10 protein-coding genes are annotated in these 13,284 nt (G+C 71.6%); all 10 read right to left on the bottom strand.

The annotated features are described in order from the left end of the window. Positions 1-18: 18 nt before the first annotated feature. Positions 19-1,080: a sugar phosphate isomerase/epimerase gene (locus QQY66_RS41930; RefSeq protein WP_301985651.1), complete on the bottom strand. Its 1,062-nt coding sequence runs from the start codon at positions 1,078-1,080 to the stop codon at positions 19-21. Between the two features lie 80 nt (positions 1,081-1,160). Next, positions 1,161-2,549, bottom strand: a complete 1,389-nt coding sequence (locus QQY66_RS41925; protein ID WP_301985650.1) for a nucleotide pyrophosphatase/phosphodiesterase family protein — start codon at positions 2,547-2,549, stop codon at positions 1,161-1,163. Next, a complete protein-coding gene (gene eboE, locus QQY66_RS41920) occupies positions 2,546-3,715 on the bottom strand; it encodes a metabolite traffic protein EboE (RefSeq protein ID WP_301985649.1) in 1,170 nt (389 codons plus the stop codon). The genes QQY66_RS41925 and eboE overlap by 4 nt, the downstream gene beginning before the upstream one ends. A gap of 3 nt (positions 3,716-3,718) precedes the next feature. Further along, positions 3,719-4,567, bottom strand: a complete 849-nt coding sequence (locus tag QQY66_RS41915) for a TatD family hydrolase (RefSeq protein ID WP_301985648.1) — start codon at positions 4,565-4,567, stop codon at positions 3,719-3,721. Beyond that, on the bottom strand, positions 4,567-5,277 hold the full coding sequence (locus QQY66_RS41910; protein ID WP_301985647.1) for an EboA domain-containing protein: 711 nt from the start codon (positions 5,275-5,277) through the stop codon (positions 4,567-4,569). The genes QQY66_RS41915 and QQY66_RS41910 overlap by 1 nt, the downstream gene beginning before the upstream one ends. Continuing rightward, positions 5,274-6,113 carry a sugar phosphate isomerase/epimerase gene (locus tag QQY66_RS41905; RefSeq protein WP_301987673.1) on the bottom strand — a complete coding sequence of 280 codons (840 nt, stop codon included), beginning with the start codon at positions 6,111-6,113 and terminating at the stop codon, positions 5,274-5,276. The genes QQY66_RS41910 and QQY66_RS41905 overlap by 4 nt, the downstream gene beginning before the upstream one ends. 659 nt (positions 6,114-6,772) lie before the next feature. Next, positions 6,773-7,825 carry an SCO3242 family prenyltransferase gene (locus QQY66_RS41900; RefSeq protein ID WP_301987672.1) on the bottom strand — a complete coding sequence of 351 codons (1,053 nt, stop codon included), beginning with the start codon at positions 7,823-7,825 and terminating at the stop codon, positions 6,773-6,775. Between the two features lie 185 nt (positions 7,826-8,010). Then, positions 8,011-9,285: an inositol-3-phosphate synthase gene (locus tag QQY66_RS41895; RefSeq protein WP_301985646.1), complete on the bottom strand. Its 1,275-nt coding sequence runs from the start codon at positions 9,283-9,285 to the stop codon at positions 8,011-8,013. 118 nt (positions 9,286-9,403) lie between these two features. Continuing rightward, positions 9,404-10,765, bottom strand: a complete 1,362-nt coding sequence (locus tag QQY66_RS41890) for a ThuA domain-containing protein (RefSeq protein ID WP_301985645.1) — start codon at positions 10,763-10,765, stop codon at positions 9,404-9,406. A gap of 11 nt (positions 10,766-10,776) precedes the next feature. After that, positions 10,777-13,269, bottom strand: coding sequence for a PQQ-dependent sugar dehydrogenase (locus tag QQY66_RS41885; RefSeq protein WP_301985643.1), 2,493 nt, complete (start codon positions 13,267-13,269; stop codon positions 10,777-10,779). Between the last annotated feature and the right edge of the window lie 15 nt (positions 13,270-13,284).

The raw sequence follows: 13,284 nt of genomic DNA, 5'->3' as shown, positions 1-13,284 counted from the left end.
CGTGTGTAGGTGTGCCGTTCAGCACTTCTCACGCAGTGAGTGCAGGTGCGCACTGGACCGGCGGGCGAACGTGAACGACTCGGTCGGGTTGTCGTGTTCGGCCTGCCAGTGGTGGGCCAGGCGGTGGCCGCGCAGACGGGTCACGGCGGAGATGAACCTCTGGTAGTCGATGTCGCCGTCACCGACGTCGGTCATGCGGTAGCCGTACTGGTTCGACGGGTCGCTCTCGCCATCCTTCACATGGAACAGCGGGTAGCGGTCCGGCTGCTCGAGTACGTAGTCGAGGGGCTCGAAGGGGGCGGGCGTGCCGTCGGGCCGCTTGGAGAAGCGGAACTGGCCCGAGTAGGCCCAGAAGATGTCCATCTCCAGGAACACGAGGTCCGGGTCGGTCTCGGCGAGCAGCACGTCGTAGAGGCGGACCTTGGGGTTGTCGGTGGCGAAGGAGAACTCCTCGGAGTGGTTGTGCTGGTAGAACTTCATGCCGCGTGCCTTCGCGGCGGCCCCGTACGTGTTGAACTCCTCGGCGGCACGCTTCCAGGCGTCGACGGTCGAGCCGTAGCGGAACGGGCCTGAGGCGGTGCCGATGTGCTTGAGGCCGAGGGCCTGGGCGTCGTCGAGGACCTTGGTGAGGTTCTGCGCGAAGGTGTAGGCGTTCGGGTCGCTGGAGTAGTAGCCGACGTGGCTGCCGATCGGGTTCAGACCGTGGTTCCTCGCCAGCCGCTTGAGCTGGGCGAGCGTGATCGGGCCCGCCGAACCCTGGGTGTATCCGGCGAACTCGACCTCGTCGTAGCCGTACTTCTCCAGTTCGGCGAAGACGGCGGCGAAACCGAGGGTGGAGACCTTGTCGCGGAGGCTGTAGAGCTGGATGCCCAGGCGGCCGGGGGGCAGGACGGGACGGCCGCGGCGCTGGGCGCCGGCAGTCGCGTCGGTCGCGGCGACGGCCGGAGTGGAGGCGGCGCCGAGCAGCGCCGCGGCGGTGGCGCCGGCGGCCACGCCGAGCATGCCTCGTCTGCTGAGGCGGTGGGCCAGTTCGGGGTCGTACGCCCCGCTGGATCTGGCGGTGCGAGGGGTGCGGCTCATCTGGAACTCCTCGTGGTGGGAGGGCGTTGTCAGTGGTGAGTGCTTCACTTGTGACCAGTCGGACCTGAGGGGCTCACCCCTCAGGTGAGACCGGCTAGTTGGAGCAGCAGTGACTTCACATCGGTGGCCGCGACGCGGTCGCCGACAGCGCGGGGGGTGGAGCAGATGAGGAGCGGACCGTCGTCGTCGCTCGCCGGGAGGCGGCCGTGGCTGCCGCGAATAGGTGAGGGATCCAGGGGCACGACCGCCATGCGGTAGCGCATGCCGAGTTTCTTGCGGGCCAGGGCGGTGGCCGCCTTGACCTTCACATAGGGGTCGAGCGGGTCCATGAAGAGTTCGACCGGGTCGTAGCCGGGTTTGCGGTGGATCTCGACCAGCTGCGCGAAGTCGGGCGCGCGGTCGTCGTCGAGCCAGTAGTAGTACGTGAACCAGGCGTCCGGCTCCGCCACGGCGACCAGCTCGCCGGAGCGCGGATGGTCGAGATGGTGGGCCTTCTTGCCCTCGTCGTCGAGGAGTTGCTCGATGCCGGGCAGATCTTGGAGTGCCTGCCGGACGGCCTCCAGGTCTTCGGGTCGGCGCACGTAGACATGGGCGATCTGGTGGTCCGCTACCGCGAAGGACCGTGAGGCCATGGGGTCGAGGTACTCCATGCCGTCCTGCGTGTGGACTTCGAGCAGGCCGGCGCGGCGCAGTGCGCGGTTGATGTCGACCGGGCGGCTCACCCGGGTGATGCCGTACTCGGACAGGGCGACGACGGTCCGGCCTTCGGCGCGGGCGTCGGCCAGGAGCGGGGCCAGGGCCGCGTCCAGGTCGCTGGCCGCCTTGCGGGCGCGCGGGTCGTCGGGGCCGAAGCGCTGCAGGTCGTAGTCGAGGTGAGGGAGGTAGCAGAGCGTCAGGTCGGGGTGCCTGGTGCGCATGATGTGGCGGGTCGCGTCGATGATCCAGCGGCTGGAGACCAGGTCCGCGCCGGGTCCCCAGAAGTGGAAGAGGGGGAAGGTGCCGAGTTTCTCGGTGAGTTCGTCGTGCAGGGCCGGGGGCCGGGTGTAGCAGTCGGGTTCCTTGCGGCCGTCGGCGTAGTAGACCGGACGGGGGGTGACGGTGAAGTCGGTGTCGGCGCCCATGGCGTACCACCAGCAGATATTGGCGACCGTGTAGCCGGGGTGCGCGCGGCGCGCGGCGTCCCAGAGTTTGTCCCCGGCGACCAGGCCGTTGTGCTGCCGCCACAGCAGGACGTCGCCGAGTTCGCGGAAGTACCAGCCGTTGCCGACGATGCCGTGCTCGGACGGGTGGGTGCCGGTGAGGAACGTGGACTGGGCGGCGCAGGTGACGGCCGGCAGGACGGTGCCGAGCTGTGCGCGGGAGCCGGACTGGGCGAGCGTCTTGAGGTGGGGCATGTGGTCCAGCAGGCGGGGGGTGAGACCGACGACGTCCAGGACGAGGAGAGGAGTGGGCCCTTCGGATCGGGTCATGGCAGTTCCTTCAGGCCGAGATCCGTCAACAGGTCGCGGGCGAGGGTGAGTTCGGCGGCGATGCCGTCGGCGAGCTGGGCCCGGCCGCGGGGCCGCAGCTCGGGCGGGAGGGCCTGCCAGGTGTATGTCTCGACCTCGAGGTGGCTGGTGAGCGGGTGCGGGCCGCCCACCAGGCGGGTCAGCACGGACTTGAGCACGGGGAGCGTGGAGGTGAGGGGCGCGGCGGGGGCCGCGTGCAGCGGGACGTGGAAGTGGGCGCGCCAGGGAGCGGCGTCGGGGAGGGCGTCACCCTTGAGGGCTTCGCCGAGGTCGTCGGTGCCGCGCAGGCCGGCGGCGGTGGCGGTGCGGGTCTGGTGCAGGAAGCGGGGTTCGTCGAAGGCGGCGAGAGCCGTACGGACTTCGGGAAGATGGGGGTGTTCGGCGTGCAGGGCGGCGGAGAGCTGGGACTTGACGACGGGGACGCGGGCTTCGGTGAGTGCGTCCAGGGCGGTGTGCGGGTCTTCGAAGGAGGTGGCGAGGTGGCAGGTGTCGACGCAGATGCCGATGCGGTCGTGCGCGATCGCGGTCAGCGGGGCGAGCGCGTCGGCGGTGGTCTCGACGATGCAGCCGGGTTCCGGCTCCAGGCCGACGCGGATGGAGCGGCCGGTCAACTCGTGCAGGGCGTCGAGGCGTTCGGCGAGGGCGAGCAGGGCGGTGCGGGCCGTCGCGGTGCGCTCCTCGGTGGCGGCGGTGCGCCAGGCCAGGGGCAGCGTGGAGATGGTGCCCTCGGTGACGTCGTCCGGGAGCAGCGCGGCGAGGACGCGGGCCAGGGCAAAGGTGTGGTCGAGACGTTCCGGGTCGGCCCAGTCCGGCTTGTAGACGCGGTACTTGACCTCTTCCGCGCCGAATCCTTCATAGGGGAAGCCGTTGAGGGTGACGACTTCGAGGCCGCGGCGGTCGAGTTCGGTGCGCAGCCCGCGCAGGGCGGACGGGTCGGTGACGAGGGCGCTGGCGGCGTCCTTGGCGAGCCAGAGGCCGATGCCGAGGCGGTCGCGGCCGAGGCGGCGGCGCACGGGTTCGCAGTGGTCGCGGAGTTGTGCGAGGACTCCGTCGAGGGTTTCGGCGGGGTGGACATTGGTGCAGTAGGCGAGGTGGACGGTGGAGCCGTCGGGGTGGCGGAAGCGCATCGCTCACTCCCCGCCGCGCAGGATGGAGTTGCCCTCGTGGGTGGCGTCGGTGGCGGCGACGTCGAGGACGAGTCGTCCGCTGAGGCCGTAGAAGGCGACGGGGTTGCGCCACAGCACCCGGTCGACGTCGTCCTCCGTGAAGCCCTCGGCCAGCATCAGGTCGGCGACCTTGCGGGTCTTCAGGGGGTCGCTGCGGCCCCAGTCGGCGGCGGAGTTCACCAGCACCTGCTCGGGGCCGTACTGCTGGAGGATCGCCACCATCCGCTGCTCGTCCATCTTGGTCTCGGGATAGACGGAGAAGCCCAGCCAGCAGCCGCTGTCCTTGGCCTCCTTGACGGTGGTCTCGTTGAGGTGGTCGACCAGGACGCGCTCCAGGGGCAGCGCGGACTCCCGGACGACGTCGAGGGTGCGGCGCAGACCGGCGAGCTTGTCGCGGTGGGGGGTGTGCACCAGCGCGGGCAGTTCGTGGTCGGCGGCGAGTTGGAGCTGGGCGGCGAGCGCGGTGTCCTCGGCGGGGGTCATGGAGTCGTAGCCGATCTCGCCTACGGCCACGACCTGGTCCTTGACGAGATAGCGGGGCAGTTCGTCGAGGACGGGGAGGCAGCGCGGGTCGTTCGCCTCCTTGGGGTTGAGGGCGAGCGTGCAGTGGTGGGCGATGCCGTACTGCGCCGCGCGGAAGGGTTCCCAGCCGAGGAGGGAGTCGAAGTAGTCGAGGAAGGTGGCAGGAGAGGTGCGGGGCTGGCCGAGCCAGAAGGACGGCTCGACGACGGCGCGGACACCGGCCGCGTGCATGGCCTGGTAGTCGTCGGTGGTCCGTGACGTCATGTGAATGTGGGGGTCGAAGATGCGCATCAGGACTCCTTGCCGTGGGGGTCGGCAGCTGAGTGCCGTGGGTGTCCGGGCTCGGTCAGGGCCAGGACGCGGTGCAGGTCCTCCGGTACGGGACGGCCCGCGGCGCTGCGTTCGGCCGCGTAGTCGCCGAGCATGCGGGCGAGTTCGGCGTCGGCGTGGGCGCGGCGTTCCAGGTCGGCCACCTCGTCCACCGGCACGCCGGTGAACAGGCACTTCAGGACCGCGTGGCGCCAGTGGTGGGGGGTGAGGTGACGGGCGGCGTACGGGCCGACGGCCGCGGCGAGGAGGCTGGTGTCGTTGGTGCGCAGGGCGTCCTCGACGAGCGGGAGGGCGTCCGGGCCCGGCACGAGGTGGGGCAGCGCGTGCAGGACGGCTCGGCGTTCGGCGGCGGTGCCCTGGGAGTAGACCCGGGTGAGGGCGTCGGTGTCGGCGTGGGCCGCGTGCAGGATCAGGACGCGGGCGGCGTCGGCGTGGTCGGTTCCGCAGCGGCGGCCGGCCTCGGCGAGGCGCAGCTCCCACACGGAGATGGGGCCGTGTGCGCCGGGATGGGCGGCGGCCTCGTCGAGAGCCTGGTCCAGCCAGGCCCGGGCGGCGCCGGGGAGACGGGTCGTGAGGTGGCGGTGCAGCTCGTCCAGCGAGGTGAGGGCGAGGGCGGTGCCGCCTGGGGTGCCGGCCGCGGGGGTTTCCGGCGCGGAGTGCGGTTGCGTCATGGGGTGCTCCCTTCAGGGGTGGCGGAGGGCTCGCCGTGGGGTGGTGCGACGGGCGGGGTGTGCTGGGCGGCGGCGTGCTGGAGGAAGGGAAGGGAGAGTTCGGCGTGGTGCGGGCCCGCGTGGGAGTGGCGGGGCAGTTCGACGACGGTCAGGCCCTGGTAGCCGGTGGCGGCGAGGGCGGCGAGTACCGGTGGGAAGTCGATGTCGCCGTCTCCGAAAGGGAGGTGTTCATGGATGCCGCGGCGCATGTCCTCGATCTGGACGTGCCGCAGCCAGGGGGCGGCGGCGCGTACGCAGTCGGCGGGCGGCAGGGGTTCCAGGCACTGGCAGTGGCCGATGTCGAGGGTCAGGCCCAGGTGCTCGGCGTCACCGAAGGTCTCCCGGAGACGGTGGAAATCGGCGAGGGTGGCGAGGAGGTGACCCGGTTCGGGTTCGACGGCGAGCGGGACGTCGTTCTCGGTGGCGGCGTCCAGAACCGGTTCGAGCGACTCGGCCAGCCGCTTCCACGCCGTGTCCGTGTCCGTTCCGGCCGGGGTGATTCCGCTGAAGCAGTGGACCGCGTGCGCACCCAGGTCCGTGGCGACCTGGACGGCCCGGATCAGCAGGTCGACTCGGCGCGCCCGATCCGCCGGATCGGCGTCCAGCAGAGAAGGGCCGTGCTTGCGGCGCGGGTCGAGCACATAGCGGGCGCCGGTCTCCACGGTGACGTCCAGCCCGAGCGCGTCCAGCCGTCGCGCGACCCGGCGGGTGCGGGCGGCGAGGTCGGGCGCCATCGGGTCGAGGTGCATATGGTCGAGGGTCAGTCCGACTCCGTCGTAGCCGAGGTCGGCGAGCAGGGCGAGGGCGTCGTCGAGGCGGAGGTCGGCGAGGCCGTTGGTTCCGTAGCCGAAACGGAGGGGGCTGGGGCCGCAGTCCGGGGTGGTTGCTGGGGCGGCTTGTGCGAGGCGGGCCTCGGCGTCAGATACCGGAGGGCTCTGCGCGCGGCGGAAACCGGCGAGGCCGTTGGTCCCGTAACCGAAACGGAGAGAGCCGGGGCCGCCGGCCGCAGGCGTTGCCGGGACAGCTTGCTCAAGGCGGGCCTCGGCGTCGGACACCGGAGGGCTCTGCGCGCGGCGGAAACCGGCGAGGCCGTTGGTCCCGTAACCGAAACGGAGAGAGCCGGGGCCGCCGGCCTCAGGCGTTGCCGGGACAGCTTGCTCAAGGCGGGCCTCGGCGTCAGATACCGGAGGGCTCTGCGCGCGGCGGAAACCGGCGAGGCCGTTGGTCCCGTAACCGAAACGGAGAGAGCCGGGGCCGCCGGCCTCAGGCGTTGCCGGGACAGCTTGCTCAAGGCGGGCCTCGGCGTCAGATACCGGAGGGCTCTGCGCGCGGCGGAAATCGGCGGTGCTGCGGGCCGGGGCAGGTGCCGGGTCGGCTTGCGCGAGGTCTGCCTTGTCGTCACCCCAGGTGGGGGCGGCCGATGCTCGGGTGTTCTCGGGAAGGCGGGATTCCTGGGTCATGTGATGGTCACCTTCTTTGCGAACCTGCGGGCGAGTGGGGCCAGGGCGGCGGTCAGCAGGGCGGTGACGGGGGCGCCGGAGCGGGCGGCGAGGGTCGCTTGGAGGGGGATCATCGCGCGGATGCCGCCGGAGACGGCGCGTTGGGTGAGTGGGGGTGACGGGTTGAGCGTGGCGTGGAAGTAGGGGCGGGCCGCGGTTGCCGCGTAGGCCGTGGCGAGGGCTGTGGGAAGGGGGTTCGGGGTGGCCGGGGGCGGCATGGCAGGGCTCGACCTGGCGGCCGGGGTCGTGGTGGCCGGCAGGCCGAGGACGGCTGCGGTCACTTGACCTGACGGGGGCCGTCGGAACGGGGTGCGGCTGGTGCGGGCTGGGGACTCCGCCGACGGCTCCGCGGAGGCGTGCCTCGTGCTCGGGCGGGTCAGCAGCCGTGACAGCACCGCGGTCGTGGCCAGCGCCGCCAAGGGGACCAAGGGTGAGCCGCCCCGCGTCTCCTGGCGGGAGACGGTCGTGACCGCGAGCGTGTGAGCGCCGAGGACGGCGGCGGACGGGAGGGCCTCGCGGGTGCGGCCGGCGGTCGCGGCGGCGCCGAGGAGGACGTCCAGGCCGCGGGCCAGGGCCATGGCGGGCGGGCCCGCGGGGGTGTGCTTCGCGGCGAGGTCGTAGGCCCAGACGGTCGTCGCGAGAGGCACCGCGACCGCGAGGGCGGGGCGGCCGGCGCGGGAGGCCAGGACGAGGCCCCCGGCGGTGAAGGCGCAGGCTGCCGTGAGGGCCGCGGTGGGGTGGATGCGGCCGGAGGGAAGGGGTCGGTGCGGGCGTTCCACGGCGTCCTCGTCCCTGTCCGCCCAGTCGTTGAGGGCCATGCCGGCCTCGTAGAGAAGGACGGAGGAGCCGATGGCGAGCAGAGTGCGGCGGTTGGGGTGCACCCCGGTCGCGGCGGCGCCTGCCAGGGCATCGCCGGGCACCGTGAACAGGGCAGGAAGACGCAGAAGTTCGGCCCAGGCGCGGGCTCGGCTCGGGGCGGCAGTCCGAGCGTGGCCCTGGCCCGGGGTCAGGTCGATTCGGGCACCAACCCGGCGCACGGCCTCACCAGTACCGCCATCGCCTCGGCCCCCGGCCTCGACACCACCGGCATCGACACCACCGGCATCGACACGGCCCGAACCATCCCCCCGAGCAGCTCGATCCCCCATCCCCCCGTCACCCACGACACGCAGCCAAGCCCCCTCACGGCCCCCGCTCACCGCTCCTCCCCGGCCCCGGTCACCGAACCGTCTCTCGGCTCCCCCGCTGTCGCGACCACCGAGCCGTCCCGCAGCTCTCCCGCAGCCGCGTCCCCCGAACCGCCCCCTGAATCCCCCAGGGCCCCCGCCCTCGGCCCGCCGCCCGACTCCCCCGCCCTCTTCAGCCGCACTCCGAACTCCCGCAGCACCCCGAACTGCTCACCAAGGGCCGAAGGCCCCTCCCCCACCGGGTCCTTGAAGAAGAAGCCGAGTTCCGACAGCGGGCCGGACAGACCCGTCTCGTGGGCGCGGGCCACCAGCCGCGCAAGGTCCAGCACGAGGGGTGCCGCAAGGGCCGAGTCGCAGCCCTGCCAGATGGTCTGCAGGATCATCCGCGTGCCGAGGAAGCCGTCGAAGGCGATGTGGTCCCAGGCGGTCTTCCAGTCGCCGAGGGCGGGGACGTCGTCGATGTGGACCTCGCCCTCGGGGACGGTGCCGAGGGTGTCCGCCAGCACCCGTTCCTTGCCGGCGTTCTTCGCCGCCGCGGCACCGGGATCCGCGAGCGCGGCGCCGTCACCGCCGCCCAGGAGGTTCGTGCCGGACCAGGCCCGGACGGCGAGGGCGCGCTGCGCGAACATCGGGCCCAGCGCCGAACGCAGCAGCGTCTGGCCGGTCTTGCCGTCACGGCCGGCGTACGGCAGACCGCTCGCCTCGGCCGCGGCGGCGAGCGAGGGGTGGTGCAGGCCGGTCGACGGGGTGAAGTTGACGTACGGGCAGCCCGCGCGGAGGGCCGCCGCGGCATACAGGGAACTCGGCGGCAGGGAGGCGCCGGTGGCCGGGGGTTCCGTGGAGGCGACGTTCACCACCACCGCGCGCTCCAGCCGACACCGTCGTACGAAATCCTGGATGTCCGCGGTGAAGGCGGCGATCAGGTCCTCCTCGTCCCGGGTGTCGCCGGGAGCCGGGCCGCCGGGCCTGATCTCCCGGTCCGCCGCGGTCAGTTCGGAGGCGGTCGCCGCGGGGAGGCCGGGTGGGAGGACGCCGCCTGCCGCGAGGGCCTCGGCGCGTTTCGGCAGGGGGCAGTCGACCGTGTCGTGGCCGCCGAAGACGAGGCAGGACAGGGGTGGCAGACCACAGTCGGTGAAGTCGGGGGTCTCGGTGACCATGCCGGTGGGCGGATGCAGGCCCGCCGTGACGGCGGCGCACCCCGCGACGACGGTCGTGGCCACGGAGCCGCGGGCTCCGATCAGCCATACCCCCACACGAGGCGGTCGAGGAAGGGACGCGGACATGGGCAGCCTCCTTGTCGTACGCGAACACCGTGCGCGAACGCCGTGCACGAGCCGTCGTCCGGGAACGCACAAGTGGGAGACGGCGGGCGGGAGTCCGGCGTCCCCCGCCCGCCGCCGTTCAGTCGCCCGGAGAGGCCGAGGTCTTCGACCCCTTCGCGGGCAGTTCCTTGATCCGGATGTCGCGGAAGGACACCTGGTCGTCGGCTCCGTGGTTCTGGATGCCGACATGTCCGTCGCGCAGACTCCGGGCCGGATCGGTGTTGGTGAAGTCGTTGATCTTCACGCCGTTGAGCCACACGCGGAGGCGCTCGCCCTCCACGCGGATCTCGTACGTGTTCCACTCCCCCGGCGGGTTCAGCGCACGGTCGCGCTCGGCCAGGTCGGCGGACTGGAAGCCGTAGACGGACCCGGTCGTCTTCTCCGGTACGTCCGTGGCGTCGATCTGGATCTCATAGCCGTTGTTGACAGCCGACCACGGGTCGTCCGAGGGCGGAAATCCCACGAATACACCGGAATTGTCGTCTCCGTCCACCTTCCAGTCGAGCTTCAGTGAGTAGGTGCCGTAGCCCTTGGAGGCGTACCAGAGCATGCCGAGGCCGCCGGTCGTCGTGAGCGTGCCGTCGTCGTTCAGGACGAACGAACCCGGGCCCGCCTGCTTCCAGTCGGCCAGAGAGGCGGACGTGCCGTCGAAGATCGGGCGGTAGCCGTTCTCCGGACGGCAGTCGGCCCGGGCGTCGCCGACGGTCCAGCGCAGCCCGCCCAACAGGTGCTGCCGGAAGGCCGGTTTGGCGTAGGACTCCTTGGTGTGGCCGCCGCCCGTGTAGAAGGAGCGTCCGCCCTGGTACTGCTGGCACCAGGCGATCGGGTGGTCGCCGTCCATCGTGCCGCCCGTGTACGAGGACTCGTCCAGCGAGGCGAGGACATGGGCCCGATCCCGCGGGTTGGAGCGGTAGTTGTACCACTCGTCCGTCCGGTCCCAGATGGCGTTCAGACCCGCGGTCGCAGGGTGCGCGTGGTCCTCGACGTGCACCGTCGCGCGCTGGATCGCCGGGTGCGATTCGAAATACGCACCGGCGAGGCCGCCGTAGAACGCCCAGTCGTACTCGGTGTCGGCGGCGGCGTGGACGCCCATATAGCCGCCGCCGTGCCGGATGTAGCCCTCGAAGGCGCGCTGCTGCTTGCCGTTCAGGACGTCCCCGGTTGTCGAGAGGAAGACCACGGCGTCGTAGCGCCGCAGGTTCGACGGGGTGAAGGCGCCCGCGTCCTCGGTCGCGTCGACGGTGTAGCCGCTCGACGCGCCGAGTTCCTTGAGGGCTGCCACGCCCTCGGGGATGGAGTCATGGCGGAAGCCCGCGGTCTTGGAGAAGACCAGCACCCGCCCGGCGTCCGCGTCGGGGTCCGACGCGGCCGGCCCCGAGACGCACCCGAGGACCAGTGCCGCGCCCACAACCGCGGTTGTCATTCGGCTGGTTGATCGCATCACGCCTCCTCTCAGCCCGTGGTGAAGGTGAAGTCGTCCACGTCGTACAGGGCGCCGGTGCCGCTGCCCTTGAAGACCAGGTAGAGCGTGGTCGTGGAGCGGGGCGCGCGAGACAGCTGGGCGGTGACGTCCTGGAATGTGTCCCAGCCGCCGGTCACCGGCACGGTCGCCCTGCCGAGCAGCGGACCCGAAGCCGAACCCGCGCGGACCTCGAGCGTGCCGCCCGCGCCGCCGGACGAGATGCGTGCGGTCATCTTGCGGGCGTTGCTCAGGACGTACGGCGTGAAGGAGATCCAGTCGCCGTTGTGGATGTCCCCGACGGTCTTGCCGCCGTTGGCGGCTTCCCTGTTGGTGACCGAGACGCCGGAGCCGTTGCCGAAGTGCTCGGCCTGGCGGTGCTTGGGCTGGAGGGCGCTCTGGTCGTGGGTGGTCAGCGGGGCCTGGCCGCCGCCACCGCCGTCGGTGTACTCGGCATCCATGACGCCGAAGATATTGGCGTTCGGGTCGTGGCCGCCGTCGGCGCTGGTCTGAATGGTGCCGGTGCAGCCGCCCGCCGAGGTCTGCGGGTGGCCGTGGCTGTCGTGGCCGAGGATGAAGGTGACCTTGACCTTGGAGCAGTCGATGGTCTTGCCGTCCTCACGGTCGGTGACCTTCACCTTGAACGGGATCGCGTCTCCGAAGCTGAACAGCTGCCCGTCCTGCGGGAGTTCCAGAGTCACCTTCGGCGCGGTGTTCCCCACCACGACCTGCACGCTCGCGCTGCCGCTGCGGCCGCTCGCGTCCTTCGCGGTCAGCGTCGCCGTGTACGTCCCGTTCTTCTTGTACGTGTGTGAAGGGCTCGCCGCCGTCGACGTACGACCGTCGCCGAAGTCCCAGCTGTAGGTGAGCGCGTCGCCGTCCTGGTCGCTCGTGCCCTCGGACGAGAACCGCACCTTGAGCGGCGCCTGACCGGACGTCACGGAAGCGGACGCCTGCGCCACCGGGGAGTGGCCGTCGGTCGCGTTCTCGATCCGGTACAGGGCGGAGTGCTCGTCGCCGCCGAACCAGGAGACGCCGTAGTCGAGGACGTACAGCGCGCCGTCCGGGCCGAAGGCCATGTCCATGACCTGGGTGCCGGTCCACGGGATGTCGTTGATCGACTGCACCGTGCCGTCGGCGTCCGAGGTGATGCGCTTGATCCAGCGGCGGCCGAACTCGCCCGCGAAGAAGTCACCGTCGTACGCCTCGGGGAACTTGACCGGCGAGTCCAGCTCGGGGTCGTAGTGGTAGACCGGGCCGCCCATCGGGGACTCGGAGCCGTCGCCGAACTCGGGCTTGGACGGGCCGTCGTACGGAATCCAGGCGGGCTGCGCCGGGGGCAGATCGGTCAGGCCGGTGTTGTTCGGCGAGGTGTTCTTGGGGGCGGCGCAGTCGAATGCCGCACCGGAAGAGCCCGTTGCGAAGTCGTAGTCCACGTAGGCGTCGTTGTCACCGGTGCAGTACGGCCAGCCGAAGTTGCCGGGCTCGGTGATGCGGGCGAACTCGACCTGGCCCGCGGGTCCACGGGCCGGGTCGGCGGCTCCGGCGTCGGGGCCGTACTCACCCACGTACAGAATCCCCGTCTCCTTGTCGACGCTGAAGCGGAACGGGTTGCGCAGGCCCATCGCGTAGATCTCGGGGCGCGTCTTGTCCGTGCCGGGCGCGAAGAGGTTGCCGTCGGGGATGGTGTACGAGCCGTCGGCGTTCACCTTGATGCGCAGGATCTTGCCGCGCAGGTCGTTGGTGTTGCCGGCCGTGCGCTGGGCGTCGAAGGCCGGGTTGCGGTTGGACCGCTCGTCGATGGGGGTGAAGCCGTCGGACTGGAACGGGTTGGAGTCGTCGCCGGTCGACAGGTACAGGTTCCCCGCCGCGTCGAAGTCGATGTCGCCGCCGACGTGGCAGCAGATGCCGCGCGTGGCCGGGACATCGAGGATCTTCGTCTCGCTGGCCTTGTCGAGGGTGCCGTCCGCCTTCAGCACGAAGCGGGAGAGGCGGTTGACGCCGTCGAAGGGGGCGAAGTCGGCGGCGGTGCCGGTCTCGGGGGCATCGCCCGCCGGGGTGTTCATCGGGGGCGCGTAGTAGAGGTAGATGAACCGGTTGTCGGCGAATCCCGGGTCCACGCCCACGCCTTGGAGGCCCTCCTCGTCGTGCGAGTAGACGTCGAGCTTGCCGGCCGGCTTGGTGGCGCCCGCCGCGTCGCTGAGGCGGAGTTCGCCGTCGCGGGAGGTGTGCAGGACCGAGCGGTCCGGGAGGACGGCGAGCGACATGGGCTCGCCGACCTCCGGCTCGCCCTTGGCGAGCGTGACCTGCTGGAAGTCCTCGGCGGCCACCGAGGGTTCGGCGCCGGCAGGGGGCGCTACGAGGGTGAGGGACGCGCCCGCCAGCAGTGTCCCGCTGAGCAGGGCGACCGCCTTACGGAAGGACAGGCGGCGTCGTCCGTGGGTCTCGTTTCTGTCGGTGCCGGTGGTGCGGTCGTTCGCGTGCACGGGTGCCTCCAGAAT

Source organism: Streptomyces sp. DG2A-72 (assembly GCF_030499575.1).
Taxonomy (GTDB): Bacteria; Actinomycetota; Actinomycetes; order Streptomycetales; family Streptomycetaceae; genus Streptomyces.
This window is presented reverse-complemented; position numbering and strand designations above follow the sequence as displayed.

Bases quoted from the DNA above. Each gene is read 5' to 3' on its own strand.
- QQY66_RS41895 (WP_301985646.1), bottom strand. From the start codon at position 9,285: ATGTCCGCGTCCCTTCCTCGACCGCCTCGTGTGGGGGTATGGCTGATC.
- QQY66_RS41930 (WP_301985651.1), bottom strand. From the start codon at position 1,080: ATGAGCCGCACCCCTCGCACCGCCAGATCCAGCGGGGCGTACGACCCC.
- QQY66_RS41915 (WP_301985648.1), bottom strand. From the start codon at position 4,567: ATGCGCATCTTCGACCCCCACATTCACATGACGTCACGGACCACCGAC.
- QQY66_RS41925 (WP_301985650.1), bottom strand. From the start codon at position 2,549: ATGACCCGATCCGAAGGGCCCACTCCTCTCCTCGTCCTGGACGTCGTC.
- QQY66_RS41890 (WP_301985645.1), bottom strand. From the start codon at position 10,765: ATGCGATCAACCAGCCGAATGACAACCGCGGTTGTGGGCGCGGCACTG.
- eboE (WP_301985649.1), bottom strand. From the start codon at position 3,715: ATGCGCTTCCGCCACCCCGACGGCTCCACCGTCCACCTCGCCTACTGC.
- QQY66_RS41910 (WP_301985647.1), bottom strand. From the start codon at position 5,277: ATGACGCAACCGCACTCCGCGCCGGAAACCCCCGCGGCCGGCACCCCA.